The 18,231-nt window shown below is 61.7% G+C and carries 18 protein-coding genes; 10 read left to right on the forward strand and 8 right to left on the reverse strand.

Annotated elements, in window-relative coordinates; translation table 11 throughout:
• Nucleotides 1-73 precede the first annotated feature (73 nt).
• A complete protein-coding gene (locus PKE98_RS02860) occupies nucleotides 74-721 on the forward strand; it encodes an HAD family hydrolase (protein ID WP_271193757.1) in 648 nt (215 codons plus the stop codon).
• Here the strand turns inward: PKE98_RS02860 and PKE98_RS02865 are convergent.
• Nucleotides 712-1,782, reverse strand: a complete 1,071-nt coding sequence (locus tag PKE98_RS02865; protein WP_271193758.1) for an aminopeptidase — start codon at nucleotides 1,780-1,782, stop codon at nucleotides 712-714. The two genes, PKE98_RS02860 and PKE98_RS02865, sit on opposite strands and share 10 nt — an antisense overlap.
• 119 nt (nucleotides 1,783-1,901) lie before the next feature.
• Between PKE98_RS02865 and PKE98_RS02870 the strand changes: the two genes are divergently transcribed.
• The 3 genes from PKE98_RS02870 to PKE98_RS02880 all read left to right on the forward strand — a co-directional run bounded on the left by PKE98_RS02870 (nucleotide 1,902) and on the right by PKE98_RS02880 (nucleotide 4,293).
• Nucleotides 1,902-2,327, forward strand: coding sequence for a PA0061/PA0062 family lipoprotein (locus tag PKE98_RS02870; protein WP_271193759.1), 426 nt, complete (start codon nucleotides 1,902-1,904; stop codon nucleotides 2,325-2,327).
• Nucleotides 2,324-2,773 carry a PA0061/PA0062 family lipoprotein gene (locus PKE98_RS02875; protein ID WP_309298739.1) on the forward strand — a complete coding sequence of 150 codons (450 nt, stop codon included), beginning with the start codon at nucleotides 2,324-2,326 and terminating at the stop codon, nucleotides 2,771-2,773. Before PKE98_RS02870 ends, PKE98_RS02875 begins: the two co-directional genes overlap by 4 nt.
• Nucleotides 2,774-2,958: 185 nt before the next feature.
• A complete protein-coding gene (locus PKE98_RS02880) occupies nucleotides 2,959-4,293 on the forward strand; it encodes a cation:proton antiporter (protein WP_271193760.1) in 1,335 nt (444 codons plus the stop codon).
• 78 nt (nucleotides 4,294-4,371) lie between these two features.
• Here PKE98_RS02880 and PKE98_RS02885 read toward each other — a convergent pair whose 3' ends face one another.
• The 4 genes from PKE98_RS02885 to PKE98_RS02900 all read right to left on the reverse strand — a co-directional run bounded on the left by PKE98_RS02885 (nucleotide 4,372) and on the right by PKE98_RS02900 (nucleotide 6,789).
• A complete protein-coding gene (locus PKE98_RS02885; RefSeq protein WP_271193761.1) occupies nucleotides 4,372-4,797 on the reverse strand; it encodes an OsmC family protein in 426 nt (141 codons plus the stop codon).
• 74 nt (nucleotides 4,798-4,871) lie between these two features.
• Entirely contained in the window at nucleotides 4,872-5,867 is a 996-nt protein-coding gene (locus PKE98_RS02890; protein ID WP_271193762.1) for an LLM class flavin-dependent oxidoreductase, read from the reverse strand.
• 320 nt (nucleotides 5,868-6,187) lie between these two features.
• Nucleotides 6,188-6,412: a DUF1161 domain-containing protein gene (locus PKE98_RS02895; protein WP_271193763.1), complete on the reverse strand. Its 225-nt coding sequence runs from the start codon at nucleotides 6,410-6,412 to the stop codon at nucleotides 6,188-6,190.
• A gap of 161 nt (nucleotides 6,413-6,573) precedes the next feature.
• On the reverse strand, nucleotides 6,574-6,789 hold the full coding sequence (locus tag PKE98_RS02900) for a dodecin (RefSeq protein ID WP_108095094.1): 216 nt from the start codon (nucleotides 6,787-6,789) through the stop codon (nucleotides 6,574-6,576).
• Nucleotides 6,790-6,928: 139 nt separating this feature from the next.
• Between PKE98_RS02900 and PKE98_RS02905 the strand changes: the two genes are divergently transcribed.
• Nucleotides 6,929-7,252, forward strand: coding sequence for an ElaB/YgaM/YqjD family protein (locus tag PKE98_RS02905; RefSeq protein ID WP_271193764.1), 324 nt, complete (start codon nucleotides 6,929-6,931; stop codon nucleotides 7,250-7,252).
• Nucleotides 7,253-7,367: 115 nt separating this feature from the next.
• Here the strand turns inward: PKE98_RS02905 and PKE98_RS02910 are convergent, their stop codons facing one another.
• A complete protein-coding gene (locus PKE98_RS02910; RefSeq protein ID WP_373877796.1) occupies nucleotides 7,368-8,693 on the reverse strand; it encodes a glycosyltransferase in 1,326 nt (441 codons plus the stop codon).
• A gap of 89 nt (nucleotides 8,694-8,782) precedes the next feature.
• Between PKE98_RS02910 and PKE98_RS02915 the strand changes: the two genes are divergently transcribed.
• The 3 genes from PKE98_RS02915 (at nucleotide 8,783) to PKE98_RS02925 (ending at nucleotide 12,874) form a co-directional block, all read left to right on the forward strand.
• Nucleotides 8,783-9,340: an RNA polymerase sigma factor gene (locus PKE98_RS02915; RefSeq protein ID WP_271193766.1), complete on the forward strand. Its 558-nt coding sequence runs from the start codon at nucleotides 8,783-8,785 to the stop codon at nucleotides 9,338-9,340.
• Nucleotides 9,337-10,332 carry a FecR family protein gene (locus tag PKE98_RS02920; protein ID WP_271193767.1) on the forward strand — a complete coding sequence of 332 codons (996 nt, stop codon included), beginning with the start codon at nucleotides 9,337-9,339 and terminating at the stop codon, nucleotides 10,330-10,332. Before PKE98_RS02915 ends, PKE98_RS02920 begins: the two co-directional genes overlap by 4 nt.
• 118 nt (nucleotides 10,333-10,450) lie before the next feature.
• Nucleotides 10,451-12,874: a TonB-dependent siderophore receptor gene (locus tag PKE98_RS02925; RefSeq protein WP_271193768.1), complete on the forward strand. Its 2,424-nt coding sequence runs from the start codon at nucleotides 10,451-10,453 to the stop codon at nucleotides 12,872-12,874.
• Nucleotides 12,875-13,048: 174 nt separating this feature from the next.
• Here the strand turns inward: PKE98_RS02925 and PKE98_RS02930 are convergent, their stop codons facing one another.
• Nucleotides 13,049-13,414, reverse strand: a complete 366-nt coding sequence (locus tag PKE98_RS02930) for a cupin domain-containing protein (protein ID WP_271193769.1) — start codon at nucleotides 13,412-13,414, stop codon at nucleotides 13,049-13,051.
• 277 nt (nucleotides 13,415-13,691) lie between these two features.
• Here PKE98_RS02930 and PKE98_RS02935 point away from each other — a divergent pair, with 277 nt between their 5' ends.
• Together PKE98_RS02935 and PKE98_RS02940 are read left to right on the forward strand one after the other, a co-directional pair.
• Nucleotides 13,692-15,185, forward strand: coding sequence for an aldehyde dehydrogenase (locus PKE98_RS02935; RefSeq protein WP_271193770.1), 1,494 nt, complete (start codon nucleotides 13,692-13,694; stop codon nucleotides 15,183-15,185).
• Between the two features lie 233 nt (nucleotides 15,186-15,418).
• Nucleotides 15,419-16,630: an MFS transporter gene (locus PKE98_RS02940; protein WP_271193946.1), complete on the forward strand. Its 1,212-nt coding sequence runs from the start codon at nucleotides 15,419-15,421 to the stop codon at nucleotides 16,628-16,630.
• A gap of 77 nt (nucleotides 16,631-16,707) precedes the next feature.
• Here PKE98_RS02940 and PKE98_RS02945 read toward each other — a convergent pair whose 3' ends face one another.
• Nucleotides 16,708-18,132: an aminotransferase-like domain-containing protein gene (locus tag PKE98_RS02945; protein WP_271193771.1), complete on the reverse strand. Its 1,425-nt coding sequence runs from the start codon at nucleotides 18,130-18,132 to the stop codon at nucleotides 16,708-16,710.
• Nucleotides 18,133-18,231 lie beyond the last annotated feature (99 nt).

Below are 18,231 nucleotides of genomic sequence, written 5' to 3' on the forward strand. Positions count from 1 at the left end.
TCCCGGACTGTGCGGGGACGACGGAGTTAAGGCGAGTTATCATGGCGCCCCCGGCAATCAGGGCGCTTTGTCCATGCACCAGCAAACCATTCTCTTCGACCTCGACGGCACCCTCACCGACCCGCGTGAAGGCATCACCCGCTCCATTCAATTTGCACTGGCCCAGCTAGGCATCGACGAACCCGACCTGACCAAGCTCGAACACTTTATCGGCCCGCCGCTGTTGCAGGCCTTTATGCAGTTCTACGCGTTCGACGAGGCCAAGGCCTGGCAAGCCGTGAACTTCTACCGTGAACGCTTCAAGGTCACCGGCCTGTACGAAAACCTGGTGTTCGAAGGCGTGGGCGAACTGCTCGGCAGCCTTAACGCCCAAGGCCGCACGCTGTATATCGCCACATCAAAGCCCCACGTGTTCGCCCGCGAAATTGCCCGACATTTTGATTTCGCCAAACACTTCAAAGTGATCTACGGCAGCGAGCTGGACGGCACCCGCACCAACAAGGTGGAGCTGATTGCTCACCTGATCGAGCAGGAGCGCCTGGACCCGGCGCAGACCCTGATGATCGGCGACCGCAAACACGATTTGATCGGCGCGCGCAGCAATGGCTTGGAGTCGGTGGCGGTGGGGTATGGCTTTGGCAGCGAAGAAGAGATTCTGGCCGAAAGCCCGACCTATCACTTCCGCACCCTGGCCGAGTTGCACGCGGCGTTTCAGGGCTGAGCGTTTTGCAATCGGGCCAGGCGGGCTTGCCGCTCGGCCTCCGGTAATTCCCCCAGGGTTTTGACCGCTGCATAAAACTGCGGCCAGTCACCATTCACCTCACGGAATAACGCGGCAAACGCCGGCTGCCATTGGTCGTACAAACCAAAAGGCAGCAGCTTGGCGTTGTTAAGCGGGCTGTACATCCAGGCGTCGTAGCGGCCATCGCCCGCCCATTGCGTTGTGCGCAGCACGCGGTATTCGCTGCGCAACCGTTCAAACTCAGCCGCTTTGCCGGTGCGCATGGCCTGCTCGGATTGGCCGCTGGCATACAGGGCTTGCAGGCGGTCGCGGCTGGCCAATACCAAGGCGCTGAATTGTTCGCGCTGCCGGTCCCGGGCGCCGTCATCGGCGGCTTTCAGCCCACGGGCGGCACGCCATTGGCGCAGCCCCTGGGTTTCGACAAAGCTGGCGTAAGACTCGTTGAAAGCGGTGTCGCCCGGCAGGTAGAACTGCTGGTGCGCCAGCTCGTGGAAGATCACCGACACCCAGCGCTGATCGTCCCAGCGCAGCATGGTGTTAAGCAGCGGGTCGGCAAACCAGCCCAGGGTGGAATAGGCCTCGATGCCGGCCACATAGGTGTCCAAGCCATCCTGTTTGAGCACGGCTGCGGCGCCACGGGCGCGGTTCTGGTCGTAGAAGCCGCGGTAGGCCACACAGCCGGCAATGGGAAAGCAATGGGTTTGCGGCTCCAGTGAAAACTCAGGCGTGGCAAAGACGTTCCACACCACATACGGCCGGCCGAGGTCTGCATACAGGCGATAGCTCTGGTTATCCGGCAGGCTGAGTTCGCGGCTGGCGAAAGTGCGGGCGTCTTCGGCCAGGGTCAGGCGTTGGCGCAACTGCGGGTCCAGATTGGGCTTGGCCAGTAAAGTGCTGATGGGTTCGCGTCGGCTCAGCAAATCGACCTGGCCGGTGAGCAATTGCGTGTAATAGCTGCAACCGTTCAGCAGCAAAACCAGGGGTAGCGGAACCCAGCGCCAGCGCGGCAGGTCGAGTAACCAGGATAAGCAGGGCGGCATTGGCGATCCGGTGAGGGCTAAAGGGCGGCGACACGCTGCCGCAAAACCTACCCCATCGTGCTTCGGCGCTCCAGCCAGCCTTGCGCAATAGCTATAAAAACAGACCACGGAGCCCGACCATGCGCCCATTTCTACTCGCCGCCTGCCTGCTCACGCTGGGTGGCTGCGCCATGATGCCCACTCCCGACCCAACTCAGGCCTGGGTGGATTTGCATACCAGCGAAGCCAATACCCTGCAGGCTGCCAAAGTGGACACCAGCGCGCTCGATGACGACCGCTATTTTCAGGTGACGCCGGGTCAGCACGAGCTGCACATGTTCCTGCAATTTAACGTGGCGCCCACCAATATCGGCCCCGATAGCCAGGGCCTGGAACGCACCTGCGTACTCAAGCTCGCCTACCCCGAATTCGCCGCCGGCCAACGCTACAACCTGGTGGCTGGCAGTATCGGCTTTCGCCCGTGGGCCAAGCTCTATGACCAGCAGAATCAATTGTTGGCGCGCGCCAAAGAAGGCCGTTGCGGCGAGGTGGGAATGACACCATGATTCCTGCATACCGTCCGGATGAGATCGCCATGCGCCTGCTGCCCATTCTGTTCTGCGCCCTGCCCCTGACTGCCTGCGCCGCCGCATTGCCCGAGGCTGATGCGACCCAGGCGTGGATTGAGCTGTACAGCACGCCGGGCAATAGCCTGATGGCGCAGAAACTGGACGGCAAAAAAGTCAGTGATGGCCGTTTTTTCCAGGTAACACCCGGTAGCCACGAGTTGCGTGCGCGGTTTCAGTTCGATGTGGATAACGGCGGGGGCGGCGGCACCATGGGCAACCCACGGCAGATCACCTGCCACCTCAAGGTGAAGTACGACTTTGTCGCCGGCCAGCGCTATCGCCTGGAAGCACGGCCGGTGGCCATGAGCACCCAGGCCTGGTTGTACGGTACACCGCGCAAGGCGCTCAAGCAGGTGACTGTGGAGAAGTGCGGGCCGTTGTAACGGGGGCGCCATTTCTGTAGGAGCGACCTTGGTCGCGAACCCTGCAAACGGCGCTCAGAAATTTTGTTTTCAGGGTTCGCCAGCAAGCTGGCTCTTACGGGCTGAACCATATCGGCTGCAAGCGCCTCGAAACCTAGAGCGCGCGCTGTCACCCCGACCCGCCATGCACCTGGGAGCGAGCCCATATGAGCTTTCTGCACTGGATGGCGGTGCTTGGCAGCATTTTGCTGATTCTCACCCTGGCCTCGGCCTATCTGCGTTGGTTACCCGTTACCACCTCCACGCTTTATCTGGCATTCGGCCTGGCCATCGGCCCGCTGGGGCTTGGGTTGTGGCACATGAATTTCATCGAGGTGGCCGACTGGCTCGAACACCTCACTGAAATTGCCGTGCTGTTTTCCCTGTTCAGTGGCGGCATGAAATTGCGCCTGGGTTTTGCCGACCCGGCATGGCGCAGCGCCTATTTGCTGGCCGGCCCTGTGATGCTGGCGTGCATTGCCGGGGTGGCGCTGGTGGCGCATTACGGCCTGGGGCTTAGTGTTGGGCTATCGATGCTGATTGGTGCCGTGCTGGCGCCTACCGACCCAGTACTGGCTAGCCTGGTGCAGGTAAACCACGCCGGGGACTTTGACCGCATGCGCTACGGCCTGTCCGGCGAAGCGGGGTTCAACGATGGGGTGGCGTTTCCCTTTGTGTTCTTCGCCTTGTTATGGATTCAGCACGACGGCACTGGCGGGCAGTGGCTGAGCGGCTGGGCCACGCAGCGTTTGCTGTGGGCCATTCCGGCCGGCTTGCTGATCGGCTTTCTGCTGGGGCGCGGGGTAGGGCGGCTGGCCATCTACTTGCGCACCCGCCACCGTGATGCAGCCATCTCCCCCAACGACTTTCTCGCCATGGCGCTGATCGCCCTGTCGTATTGGCTGGCCGAAACGGTCGGCGCGCTGGGCTTTCTGGCCGCGTTTGCAGCTGGCATCGGCCTGCGCCATGCCGAAGTCGACTCATCGGATAACTCCAGTGTACCGGCCGAGGAAGTGGCGTCGGCCCTTCCCAAGGACGGCGGCAGCCTGGATCAGGTCAAGGAACAGGTCAGCGATACTAGCGAGCCGAAGGTGGTGGCCGGCTTGCTGATTGGCGAGATTCTGTCATTTGGCGACATCGTCGAACGGGTGCTGGAAGTGCTGCTGGTGACCCTGCTCGGCGCGCTGCTGGCCTTTCACTGGGACTGGCGCGCGGTGCCCCTGGGGCTGGCGCTGTTCTGCATTATTCGGCCACTGAGCGTGGTGGCGATCGTGCGCGGCAATGCCCTGTGTGAACGGCAGCGCTGGCTGATGGGGTGGTTCGGGATTCGCGGCATCGGCAGTTTGTATTACCTGGCCTATGTGCTTAACCACGGCCTGGAAGGCGAGGCGGCGCAGGAGGCGATTGGCCTGACATTGTCGGTGGTGGCGTTGAGCATTGCGGTGCACGGGCTGACGACGCAGCCGTTGTTGGACAGGTATGAGCGCAATAAAGCGGCGTAGGGCGAATATCGCGCAAAGCGCTATCCGCCGCACACCCGGTATCGGCGGATATCCGCGATGCGGATATTCGCCCTACAGTTAGTTTTCGAGCGTGGCTTCCAGGGTGATCTCTGCATTCAACACCTTGGAAACCGGGCAACCGGTCTTAGCGCTTTCCACCGCTTTTTCGAACGCCTCGCGGTCGGCGCCGGGAATCTTGGCGCTGAGTTTGAGGTGCACGGCAGTGATGGCGAAGCCGCCGTCGGCTTTGTCGAGGGTGACTTCGGCCTGGGTGTCGATGCTTTCGGCCGTCATGCCGGCGTCACCGAGTTCCTTGGACAAGGCCATGGAAAAACACCCGGCATGGGCGGCGCCAATCAGTTCTTCCGGGTTGGTGCCGGGCTTGTCTTCAAAACGGGTGTTAAAGCCGTAGGGGCTCTGGCTCAACACGCCGCTCTGGGTGGAGATGGTGCCTTTGCCGTCTTTGATGCCGCCTTGCCAGTGGGCCGATGCTGTCTTTTTCATCTGAGTTCTCCTTGCCGTTGGGTATAGGGTTCAGAGGCACTGGCGCGGCAGTCGTTCGCTTTTTTTACCGGTGCTTAGCGCAAGTTGGCCAACACCTCGTAGGAATGCAGGCGGTCGACGAAGTCGTACATGTCACTGGTGAAAATCAGCTCGTCGGCATCGGTCTGTTCCAGCAGTTGATTGATATGGCTGCGGATCGTCTCCGGCCCGCCCACCATCGCCAAGCCGAAGAACTCGCCCACCGCCTGCCGCTCATGGGGCAGCCACAGACCTTCCATGCTTTGCACCGGGGGTTTTTGCACTAGGCTCTGGCCGCGCAGCAGGGCGAGAATGCGCTGGTAGGCGCTGGTGGCCAGGTACTGCGCCTGCTCGTCGGTGTCGGCAGCCAGCAGCGGCACGCCGAGCATGACGTAGGGTTTATCCAACACGGCTGACGGCTTGAAGTTGTTGCGGTACACACGGATGGCCTCGTGCATCAGGCGCGGTGCGAAGTGCGAGGCAAAGGCGTAAGGCAAGCCGCGCTGGCCTGCCAATTGGGCGCTGAACAGGCTGGAACCGAGCAGCCAGATCGGCACTGCGGTGCCGGCGCCGGGCATGGCAATTACCCGTTGGTTACGCTGCAGCGGGCCGAGGTAGGTTTGCAACTCGGTCAGGTCTTCGGGGAAATCATCGGCGCTGCCGGAGCGCTCACGGCGCAGCGCGTGGGCCGTGTACTGATCGGCGCCGGGCGCGCGGCCCAGGCCCAGGTCGATACGGCCGGGGTACAGAGTGGCCAGAGTGCCGAACTGCTCGGCAATCACCAGCGGCGCATGGTTAGGCAGCATTACGCCACCGGCGCCCAGGCGAATGCTGCTGGTGCCGGCCGCCAGATAACCGATCAGCACCGAGGTAGCGGAACTGGCGATGCCGTCCATGTTGTGGTGTTCGGCCACCCAGAAGCGGGTGAACCCCAGTTTTTCTGCATGCTGCGCCAACGCCAGGGAATTGCGCAGCGCCTGCTGCGGGCCGCCATCGGCGCGGATGGGGGCGAGGTCGAGAACGGAAATTTTGATGTCGGAAACGGTTTTCATGATTGCACTCCGGGCGCGATTTCCTGGTCGTCGGCCATACAGCGTCGTAATACCCGACTATTTCAGTGGGGCTTACTGTACTGCGCGGTCACCCTTAAGGCAAATTCTTAGCTTTTGCGATCTCGGCATCTCATAGATCCAGAGCGAGCGAGCTAGAGCGGAGCAAGGCGAAAACGGCTTTTGAAGCGCAGTTGGCTGTAGCCAATGAGCATTCAAAAGCCTTTTTCAACGCAGCCCCGCCGACGCGCAGCCGCTCGCTACGTCACACCCAATAAAAAACCGGCGCCACTGGGCGCCGGTTCGATAGTGCCTAGGCGCGGTCAATTGCGCTGGTAGACGATCTCTTTAGTACCTGCATCGCAGCTGCCAACCACTTGCTTGTCGCCAGCGCTGCCTTTTTCAACGATTTCCAGGCTGTAGGACGTGGCGCCCTTGGCTTGGATTTTTGCATCGATTTCCGACTTCAGTTCTTCGCAGGGTTTTGGCGCCGCCAAGGCCGAGCCAGCCATAGCTAACAGGCCAAAGGCCAGGATCACTTTCTTCATGGGGGTAACGCTCCCTCGTTGGTAACACAAATGCCCGAACACAACGCCAAACCTCGAGCAGCAACATTGACGACCTGCGGCCGCCAAAAGCAACACCGGGCGTTTGTCCCATAGCCCGGTGAGCGTAAGCGGCCCGCAGGCCACTACGCATTAACAGGGCATCAGCTGTCGCCGATGCGGAAACCGACTTTCAAGGTCACCTGATAGTGGCCGACTTTTCCGTCAACTATGTGACCGCGTGTCTCAACCACTTCAAACCATTCCAGGTTACGCACGGTTTTCGCCGTTTCGGCCAGGGCGTTCTGAATGGCTTCTTCAATGCTGGTAGGCGAAGAACCGACGATATCAATCAGTTTGTAGGTGTGATGATCCGACATGCTGTAGTCCTCTCTTATAGGGAAACGCGCTTACAGAATGAGTCCTGCCTGGCGCCCGATAAGTTCAGATTAGCTGCACTTTCCAAGTTGAGCGCAGTCACACCTCGTACGCCCTTATGAACGATAGGAGAGACTGACCATGGCTATTTTCGCATCGCGCAACAAATCCCTGCACAGCATCGAAACCGAGATCGAACACCTGATCTCCAGCCTCGACAGCCTGAAAAGTGAATTCAGTGATGAATCGCAGAAATCGCTGAAAAGCCTGCGCAGCAGCGCCGAACGCGTACTCGGCCATTCCCGCGATCTGCTGAGCGACACCTATTCGGACGTGAAGGAAAAAACGCTTCAGGCCGGCGCCGCCACCCGCGATTACACCCGTGAACACCCGGTAGCAACGGCCAGCTTGGCGCTGGGCGTAGTGGCCCTGGCAGGTTACCTGTTGTTTCGCAACAACGACTAAGCGCTACCTCGCGCACGTCATTTTCGCGAAGGCGGGAATCCAGAATTGTGCAGGTCAGCGCGCTCGTTGCTTGACGTGACAATCTGGGGCCCCGCCTGCGCGGGGACGACGGTAGTCAATCGCGGCGGCTTTTCGCCTCGATCCATTGCGCCATGTACTTGGTGCTTTTGTGCTGGTGGTGACGCAGCATTGCCCCAGTAAAATTCCGCGCGCGGTGTTCCGCCAGATTGGCTTGGCACTGTTCGATCTGTTGCATCAACAATTCCCCGAACGCATGCCGCTCATAGCGTGCCGCCAACAGCGGCCAGTTGTGGCTATGCGCCTGCTGCCAGGCATTTTCTTCGCGGTATAAACGCACCGCTGCCTCGGCAAATGCTGCCGCATCGCCAACCACCTCACCTGGCCAGGGCCATTGGCCGTGCATGCCTTCCGCGCCGATTGGCGTGGTGACACTCGGGGTGCCACAGAGCATAGCGTCGGCAAGCTTGCCCTTGATGCCGGCACCAAAGCGCAGCGGTGCCAGGCACACCCGCGCCCCTTCCATTACCGCCAAGGCATCGGGCGCCCAGTTCATAACGTGAAAACCCTGTGGCGCGTTGTGCAAGGCGGTCGCTTTGGGCGGCGTGTAGGCGCCGTACACGTGCAATTGCGCCTGCGGCAGTTGTTCGCGAATGAGCGGCCAGATGCTCTGTTTCAGCCACAGCACCGCATCCCAATTGGGCGCATGGCGAAAGTTGCCGATGCTGATGAAATGCGCCCGCTCGCGGTAAGGCAGCACCTCGCGCGGTGTGGCATCGAGCAGCAAGGGGCAGTGCACCAGCAGCGCGTCCGGCAGTTTGAAGTGATCGCACAGCAACGAGATTTCGGCATCGGAAATCATCAGGTTGAGGTCGCAGCGGTACAGCGCGGCGATCTCCCGTAGCGCCGTGTCGCTGGCGGCCATATGCCGGAACAGCTCGGCTGGCTCGATGGCAAACAGCTCGCGGCAGTCATCCCCTTTACCGGCGGCCAGGTGTGCTTTCAGTAGCTGCTGGCGGGCATCACGCAGCGATTGCAGGTCGGAGGTTTCCAGCACGCGCACGGCGTTGGGGCATTGTTGTTCGACGCGCCAACCGAATTGCTCTTCCATCATGAAACGGTCGAACAACACGACGGCTGGGTTCAGTTCCTGCACGAAGTGGTCGAAGCTTTCGTTGTTGAGCTCGATAACCTGCTCGGCAACACCGAGCGCCTGCAGATCGGCCTTGTGCTCGCCCTCCTTGGCCGGGCTGGCAAAGGTGATACGCCAGCCGCGCGCCAGAAAACACTCCAGCACCTGCATCATGTGCCCGCCGGCCGCCGAGGAGCGTGGCTCGGGCCAGACATAGCCGATAACCAGCAAGCTGTTGGGGACGGGCGTGAGGGTCACGGCGGTTTTCCTGGAGGTGAAGGCGGCGGCCATTATGCGGGATCCGACCGGGGGCCTCTATCGGGCTTTAATGCAAGGCATTATCATTTGCGCATTATTCTGATTTTGCGACTTCTGCCCGCATGGCTGACTCCACTCCCCACACCGATCCGCAGCCCGAGGCATTGGTCGCGGCCGAACCGGCACTGCGAGCGAATTTTCTGCGGGTGTTTCTTTCCCAGCGTTCGCAGATGGAGGCGTTGGTCAGTCGCCGCGTGGGGTGCCGGGCCACGGCGGCGGACCTTGTGCAGGACCTGTTTCTGCGCTTCTGGCGCCGCCCACAGGTGCAGGTGGAAGAACTCAGCACCTACCTGCTGCGCTCGGCGCGCAATATGGCCATTGACCATTTGCGCAGCGAAAGCTCGCGCAACCGCACTGAAACCGGGTTGCTGACCGAGCAACTGGGCGAGCCCTCGGCACCCGACGCGGCGCTGGCTGCCAGCCACGACTTGCAGCGTGTGGAACAGGCCCTGCGGGCGTTGCCTGCACGCACGCGGCATATCTTTCTGCTCAATCGGGTGCACGGCCGCACCTATGGCGAAATCGCCAAGGTGATGCAGCTGTCCCAGAGCGCGGTGGAAAAACATATGATGCGCGCCCTCGATGCCTGCAAGGCGAGCCTGGAGTCGCCTGATCAATGAGCCATTCGCATTCTTTGCGCGTCGTTGCCGACGCCGCTCCGTCGCTTGAGCAGGTTGCCCTGAGCTGGCACGAGCGCTTGCGCGCGCAGCCCACCGCAGCTGAGCGGCAAGCCTTTGATGCATGGCTGTATGCCGACCCGGCCCATGTCGAGGCCTATGCCCAGGTGCAAGGGTTGTGGGCGCTGACCGAGCAGCCGGCCCAGCAGTTGGCCGACGAGGAGGCCGCGGCCATGGCGCATTACCTCAACGCCATGGCGCCGACGCCGCGCCGCGCGTCGCGCTGGTGGCAGGGCACGCTGGCGACCGCCGCCAGTGTGCTGTTGATGCTGGGTCTGTTGGGCTGGCAGCCGCAGCGCTGGGTGGACTCGTTACGCGCGGACTATATGTCGGCACCGGGGCAGTTGCGGCAGATCACCCTGGCCGATCAATCCGTACTGCTGCTCGACGCCGACAGCGCCGTGCAGGTGCATTTCACTGACCAGCAGCGACGCATCGAATTGCTGCGCGGCGCAGCGTATTTTCAGGTCAGCCACACCGGCCAGCCTTTTATCGTCAGCGCCTCCGACGGCGAGGCCCAGGTGCTGGGTACCCAGTTCGAGGTGCGCCTGCACGACAAGGGTGCCCAGGTAACGGTGCAGTCGGGCCGTGTAGCGGTCACCGCGAAGACGGGCGCAACGCCGCTGGTGCTCGGCGCCAATCAGCAGGTCAGTTATCAACAGGGGCTTGCCGGTACCGTGCAGGGCGTAGACAGCGACGCCAGCCTGGCCTGGCGCCAGGGCTGGCTGACGTTCTACCAACTGCCGTTGGCGCAGGTGCTGGATGAAGTGCAGCGCTATAGCCCCACGCCTATCGTTCTGCTCAACCAGGCGTTGGGACAGCAACGCATCAGTGGCAGTTTCCCCACCCAGGACCCCGGCAAAGTGCTGGATTCAATAGGCAGCGTGGTGGGCTTTGAGCATCACCAACTGCTGGGCATCACCGTGGTGCGTTAGCCCTGAAAATAATTTCAGCCGACGGTGAGGTATCTCTCGTCGGCATCCGTGTAGTGCTTGTAATTGCGAATAGATCGCAGCAGCCCGGTTGCGGGACACTTTCACGGATTAGGTGCTTATGACGTACAGGCTACTGGCTGGAAAACACGGCTTCGGTCTTTCCTTGGTACTGGCAGCCGGCATACCGCTGCTGGTTCAGGCGGCCGATGCACCCGCCGCCGCCACGCAGGCGCAGTACAGCTTTGCTATCGCCGCCCAGCCCATGCCGCAGGCACTGAGCGCCTTTAGCCGGGTTACGGGCCTGAGCCTGGTCTACAGCGACGATGCGCCCTATGGCCTGCAGACGCCGGCCGTACGCGGGCACATGAGCGCCGAGCAGGCGTTGAGCCAATTGCTGCAAGGCTCCGGGTTTACCTTTCGCCGGGCGGACGAACGCACCCTGACCTTGCAACGCCTGCGCAGCGACAGCGGCATGAATCTGGATGCCGCCAATATCGACGGCCAATCGCAGCCAGCGCAGAGCTATCAGCCGCCACCCACCAGCAAGATCATGCGTACCGAAGCGCCGTTGCTGGAAATTCCGCAAGCCATTGCCGTGGTGCCCAGGCAGGTTCTGCAGGACCAGCAACCGCGCAACCTGGACGATGCGCTGGTGAATGTCAGCGGCATCACCCAGGCCAACACCCTGGGCAGCACCATGGACGCGGTCATGAAGCGCGGCTTTGGCGACAACCGCGACGGTTCGATTCTGCGCGACGGCATGCGCACGGTGCAGGGCCGCAATTTCACCGCCAATGTCGAGCGCGTGGAAGTGCTCAAGGGGCCGGCGTCAATGCTGTACGGCATTCTCGACCCGGGCGGCGTGATCAACTTGGTCAGCAAGAAACCGCAGCTGGCGCCGTACAACGCCATCACCGCCCGGGCTTCCACTTATACCGAAGGCAAGAACGGCAGCGGTGGCCAGCTCGACAGCACCGGAGCCATTGGCGACAGCAACTTCGCTTACCGCCTGGTAGCCGATTACGACGATGCCGATTACTGGCGCAACTTCGGCAATAGCCGGGAAAAAACCATCGCGCCGTCGCTGGCCTGGTTTGGTGATGACACCACGGTGAATGTTTCCTGGGAGCACCGCGATTACGTCACCCCGTTCGATCGCGGCACCATCCTCGCTGCCAACTCGACCAAGCCGTTGAGCGTGCCGCGCGAGCAGCGTCTGGACGAGCCCTACAACAAGACCGAAGGGCGTTCGGACCTGGCAATTTTCGATGTCGAGCACCGTCTCAACGACGAGTGGAAAGCCCACTTCGCCTACAGCTATTACCGCGATCGCTACGACGACTACCAGGCGCGGGTGACCCGCTACGTTACCGACAGCAGCACCTTGCTGGTGCGCCGGCTGGACGGTACGCGGGGTGCGGTGAGCACCGAGCATTTCGGCACGATGGATCTGTCCGGTGATGTGCAACTGGGCGGCCTGCGCCATGAACTACTGACCGGTGTGGATCACGAATACCGCAAGATTTTTCGCGCCGATTTGTTGCGCGAGACCACCAGCGTGCGGTTCGACACCCAGAACCCGGTGTATGACCAGGTGCCGGTCCCAACCACCATCTCGGCCACCGACAGCGACCAGACTGACAAGGTCTACAGCCAGTCGGCCTTTGTGCAGGACTCCATCCACCTCAACGACCAATGGATCGTGGTGGGCGGCGCGCGTTATCAGCTTTATGACCAGTTGGCCGGCAAGGGCCGACCATTCCAGAAAAACACCGATATCAACGGCCAGAAATGGCTGCCGCGCGCGGGCCTGGTGTACCAGTGGAGTGACGAGTTCTCGCTGTACGGCGGCTATAGTGAGTCGTTCAAGCCCAACTCCACCATCGCCGCCCTGGCGGGCACTGCGACCATCAACGGGCTCGATCCGGAAGAGGGCAAATCCTGGGAAATCGGCGCCAAGCTGGATATGCCCGGGCGCATTACCGGCACGCTGGCGCTGTTCAACATCGACAAAGAAAACGTGATGGTCACCCAGACCTACGAGCTGCCCTCCGGTGACACCGACACCATTGCGCGGGCCGCCGGTGCCGTTACCTCGCGCGGCGTCGAGCTGGATATCACCGGCCAGCTCACCGACCAGGTCAGCCTGATTGGCAGCTACGCCTACCTCGACGCCTGGGTGACCAAAGACCCGACCCTCAAAGGCAATGGTCTGGCCAACGTGGCGCGCAACAGTGCGTCGTTGTTTGGTGTTTACGACTTCGGCCAGATGCTGGGCGGCGACCGCTTGCGCGTGGGTACGGGCGCCCGCTATGTCGGCGAGCGCGCCGGTGACGCGGAAAACACCTTCACCCTGCCGCAATACACCACTGCCGATGCCTTCGCCACGTACGACACCCAGCTGGGTGGCAAGAACGTGAAACTGCAATTCAACGTGAAGAACATCTTCGACAAGACCTACTACTCGTCGTCCACCAACGCGTTCCTGATTTCGATTGGGGATCCGCGGATGTTCGAGGTGTCGAGTACGGTGGAGTTCTAGCGTTAATCGAGATCTCGTAGGAGCCAGCTTGCTGGCGAACCCTCGAACCCGGGTGGCGAATTTCGTTTCCAGGGTTCGCGAGCAAGCTCGCTCCTACACTGGCAATGTGCGGGCGTAAAAAAGCCCGCGGGGGCGGGCTAAACGTTCACGCAGGAAAAACGGTAGTGGCGTCGATCAACTCGCCGCCTGTTCAAACATCACATACACCTTGCGGGTGGTTTCCAGTACTTCCCAGGTGCCTTTGAAACCGGCCGGGATAACGAAACGGTCGCCCGTGCGCAGGGTTTTGGCATTGCCGTCGGCATCGCGCAGTACCGACACGCCTTGCAGAATTTCGCAGTATTCGTGTTCGGTGTAGTTCACCGTCCACTGGCCCACTGCACCTTCCCAGACACCGCTGGCAAATTGGCCGCACGGGCTTGCGTAGTGGTTGCGCACGTTTTGCTCGGGATCGCCCTTGAGCACTTTTTCCGCAGCAGGGCGGTAGTGTTCAGCTGCGGTGGTGGTGGCGGCGAAGTCGACGATGGCTTGAATATTCATGCAAGGGTCCAGGTGTTGGTTTTATTGCTCACGGACCCCGCCGGGCGGCGGGTGCTTGCCGGTCTGGCAAAGAGGCTCGCAGTCTATGTTTAATAAAACGAACATGACAAGGGCGTTTTGCCCCCGACTGTAAAAAATAATGGAAAGGCGCCGAGCTCTGGTTTAGTGTGGCCGGCACACCGGGCCGAGCAGGCCTTGCAGAATTTTTGACAGACGCGCGTGGCCCACGCCGGCTGTTTAGTCTTGATTGAAGCTCGATTAACAAGAGGACGCACACATGACTACCTTGAGCCGCGCTGACTGGGAAAAACGTGCCCAGGACCTGAAGATCGAAGGCCGCGCCTTTATCCATGGCGAATACACCGCTGCGGTATCCGGTGACACCTTCGACTGCGTCAGCCCGGTCGATGGCCGTGTGCTGGGCAAAGTCGCCAGCTGTGACCTGGCCGACGCCGAACTGGCCGTCAAAGACGCCCGCGCCACCTTCAACTCCGGTGTGTGGTCGCGTAAGGCGCCGGTCGAGCGCAAGGAAATCATGATCCGCTTCGCCGCCTTGCTGGACGAGCACGCCGAAGAACTGGCTCTGTTGGAAACCCTGGACATGGGCAAGCCGATCAGCGACTCGCTGAACATCGACGTACCGGGCGCTGCCCGCGCGCTGTCGTGGAGCGGTGAAGCCATCGACAAGATTTACGACGAAGTGGCCGCTACCGCCCACAACGAACTGGGCCTGGTCACCCGTGAGCCGATCGGTGTGGTCGGCGCCATCGTGCCGTGGAACTTCCCGTTGATGATGGCGTGCTGGAAACTTGGCCCGGCCCTGTCCACCGGTAACTCGGTAGTACTCAAGCCTTCGGAAAAATCGCCGCTGACCGCCATCCGTATTGCCCAACTGGCCATCGAAGCCGGCATTCCGGCTGGCGTGCTGAACGTGCTGCCAGGCTATGGCCACACCGTCGGCAAGGCCCTGGCCCTGCATATGGACGTGGACACCATCGTGTTCACCGGTTCCACCAAGATCGCCAAGCAACTGCTGGTGTACTCGGGTGAATCGAACATGAAACGCGTCTGGCTGGAAGCCGGCGGCAAGAGCCCGAATATCGTCTTCGCCGACGCGCCGGACCTGCAAGCTGCCGCTGAATCGGCCGCTGGCGCCATCGCCTTCAACCAGGGCGAAGTGTGCACCGCCGGTTCCCGTCTGCTGGTCGAGCGTTCGATCAAAGACAAATTCGTACCTATGGTGATCGAAGCCCTTAAAGGCTGGAAACCCGGTAACCCGCTGGACCCGGAAACCAACGTCGGTGCGCTGGTCGATACCGTGCAGATGAACCAGGTACTGAGCTATATCGAAGCCGGCCACGCCGATGGCGCCAAGCTGGTCGCCGGTGGCAAACGCACCTTGGAGTCCACTGGCGGCACCTACGTCGAGCCGACCATTTTCGACGGTGTGACCAACTCCATGCGTATCGCCCAGGAGGAAATCTTCGGGCCGGTGTTGTCGGTTATTGCCTTCGACACCGCTGAAGAAGCCGTGCAAATTGCCAACGACAGCATCTACGGTCTGGCGGCGGCGGTATGGACCAGCAACATCTCCAAAGCCCACCTCACCGCCAAGGCCCTGCGTGCCGGTAGCGTGTGGGTGAACCAGTACGACGGCGGCGATATGACTGCACCGTTTGGTGGTTTCAAGCAGTCGGGTAATGGTCGCGACAAGTCGCTGCACGCTTTCGACAAGTACACCGAGCTCAAATCCACCTGGATCAAGCTGTAACGATATCGCGGCGATCTCCTGGTCGTCGGCCATGCGGCGCCTTGTCTGGCCTTAGCCCAGGAGATCTCGAGTTGCGTTGTCTTCAGTCGAGGTAAGGCTGGATAACAAAGTTTTAAGGTCCGCCCCTGGCTTAAAAAGGGGCCGGCTCTACGAGCCATACCTGCGGCCGGGTTTCTGAGAGGAAACCCGGCCGTTTTTATTGGGCAAACCCTGCAAGGAGATGACCTGTGGTCATGCGTTGGGGTACGTATTTCGCCGTGGTCTCGGCGGTGGTCAGCATCGGCCTGGCGCTGGGTGTGACCATGCCGTTGGTGTCGTTGCGCCTGGAGGGCTGGGGTTACGGCAACTTCGCCATTGGCGTAATGGCGGCCATGCCGGCGGTGGGCGTATTGCTGGGTTCGGTGTTGGCCGGGCGCCTGGCGGCACGTTTCGGGACCACGGGGCTGATGCAGATCTGCCTGGTGGTGAGCGCTGTGGGTGTGAGCACCATGGCGCTGTTGCCCAGCTATCCGGTCTGGCTGGTGTTACGCCTGCTGCTGGGCGTGGCGCTGACGGTGGTGTTTATCCTCGGCGAAAGCTGGATCAACCAATTGGCGGTAGATCGCTGGCGTGGCCGGCTGGTGGCACTGTATGGCACCGGTTATGCACTGAGCCAACTGTGTGGTCCGCTGGTATTGAGTCTGCTCGGCACTAGCACGGACCTGGGTTTCTGGACCGGCACCGGTTTACTGATCGCCGGCTCGTTGATGTTGTGGGGCCGTACCGGCGCGCCGAGGGTCGATGCCCATAGCGCCTCGGGCCGTGGCCTGTGGGCATTCTGCGCGGGCATGCCGGCGATTGCCTGGGCGGTGAGCCTGTTTGCCGCCTTCGAAGCCATGATGCTGACGCTATTGCCGGTGTACGGCCTGCGCCAGGGCTTTAGCCAGGAAACCGCCTTGTTGATGGCCAGCGTGGTGGTGGTGGGCGATGCCTTGCTGCAACTGCCCATTGGCTGGCTGGCGGACCGCATGTCGCGCCAACGCCTGTTCTTCGGCTGCGGCGTGGTGCTGATGATTTCCAGCCTGTGTGTGCCTTTGCTGCTGCACACGCCGTTGATCTGGCCGGTGTGGGTGCTGTTCGGCGCCAGTGCGGGCGGGCTGTTTACCCTGTCGCTGATTTTGATTGGCGAGCGCTATCGCGATGACCAACTGGTACGCGCCAATGCCCATATTTCTCAGCTGTGGGGCATTGGTTGCCTGATCGGGCCGCTGGTGACCGGTGCGGTGAGCCAGTGGGTGAGCGGGCATGCACTACCGCTGTTGATGGCGGTAGGGGCAGCGGGGTTTGTGGTGCTGTTGCTGCGGGCAATGGGCTGGGCGAGCCTGCGCCGGCGAAGATGGTTGGTGGGGAATAGACCGCAGAGCCCTCACCCCAACCCTCTCCCAGAGGGAGAGGGGGCCGATTGAGGTGGGGCTGCATAAGGTGATCGGTTCCCCTCGCCCGCGTGCGGGAGAGGGGCTAGGGGTGAGGGGCTTTTAACGCGTCAAGCGTGCTCGGCCAACAGCCGCGCCACCGTCTCGCCAACAACCCGCACCGCCGCCTCCGTCTTCGCATCCGGTTTGCTCGCGTAGCTCATACGCAGGCAGTTGCGGTACTTGCCGGCGGCGGAAAAGATGCTGCCCGGCGCGATTTGGATCTTGTGCGGTTTGAGCTCACGGTTCAGGCGAATGCTGTCGAAGCCCTCAGGCATTTCCACCCAGATCATAAAGCTGCCTTGCGGCCGACTGACCCGAGTGCCGGCCGGAAAGTAGCGGCTCACCCAGTCGATCATCTGGTCGCGGCTGCGCATGTACTGCGCGCGCATGCGGCGGATATGCGGCTCGTAATGCCCCGCCTCCAAGTATTCAGTCAGTGCCAGTTGCGGCAGCTGGGCGGTGGTGCCGGTGCCCATGTATTTCATATGTAGCACGCGCTCCTGGTAACGCCCGGGGGCGATCCAGCCAATGCGCAGCCCCGGCACCACGGTCTTGGAAAACGAGCTGCAGAGCAGCACCCGACCGTCATCGTCGTAAGACTTGATGGTCCGTGGCCGCGGGTAGTGGTACGCGAGCTCGCCATACACATCGTCTTCAATAATCGCCACGTCATAGCGCTGGGCCAGGGCAATCAGGGCGCGCTTGTTGGCGTCGGGCATGATGTAGCCCATCGGGTTATTGCAGTTGGGCGTCAGCTGTATGGCCTTTATCGGCCACTGTTCGAGGGCAAGTTCCAGGGCTTCGAGGCTGATGCCGGTCAGCGGGTCGGTGGGCAACTCCAGGGCCTTCATGCCGAAGCCTTTCAATGCCTGCATCACGCCATGAAAGCTCGGCGAGTCGACGGCAACGATGTCGCCCGGCTCGCAAATGGCGCGAATGGCCGCCGACAGCGCTTCGTGGCAGCCGGTGGTGATCACAATGTCATCGGCTGGGATCTGGCAGCCGGAATCCACCAACAGCCGCGAAATTTGCTCACGCAGCGGCAAGTGGCCGTGAATGCAGCCGTAGGTCAGGCCATTGAGGTCCTGCCGGCGGCTCAAGCGCGACAGGGTGCGCAGCAGCGGCTTGAGGGTGGGGCTGGTGTGGTCTGGGCGGCCACGCCCCAGCTGAATCAGCCCTTCGCTGCCCGGCGCCACGCTGATCAGCTCCAGCACCTGGTCCCATTGCGACACCTCTACTGGCCGCTGCGCCGTGCGTGTGACCATGGGCAAGGCCGGCTTCTCCCGTTCTTCGGGCACGAAATAGCCGGACTTGGGCCGGGGCAATGCCAGCCCCTGATCTTCCAGATGGCGGTAAGCCTGCTGCACGGTGCTCAGGCTGACGCCGTGTTCGGCGCTTAGCGCGCGCACCGAGGGCAGGCGGTCGCCGGGGCGATACAGGCCTTGTTCGATGCGCGATCCGAGCAGCTCGGCAAGGTTTACATAAAGGGTCATGGCGGTTCGCCTGCGGGGCGGCAGAAAAAACAGATCGTGCGTTCTGTAGGGTATTTTGGCAAGAGCCATACAGATATGGCGAAAAATCACCATTCAGCT

Origin of the sequence: Pseudomonas turukhanskensis (assembly GCF_027922365.1) — a bacterium.
In the GTDB taxonomy this organism is placed as follows: domain Bacteria; phylum Pseudomonadota; class Gammaproteobacteria; order Pseudomonadales; family Pseudomonadaceae; genus Aquipseudomonas; species Aquipseudomonas turukhanskensis.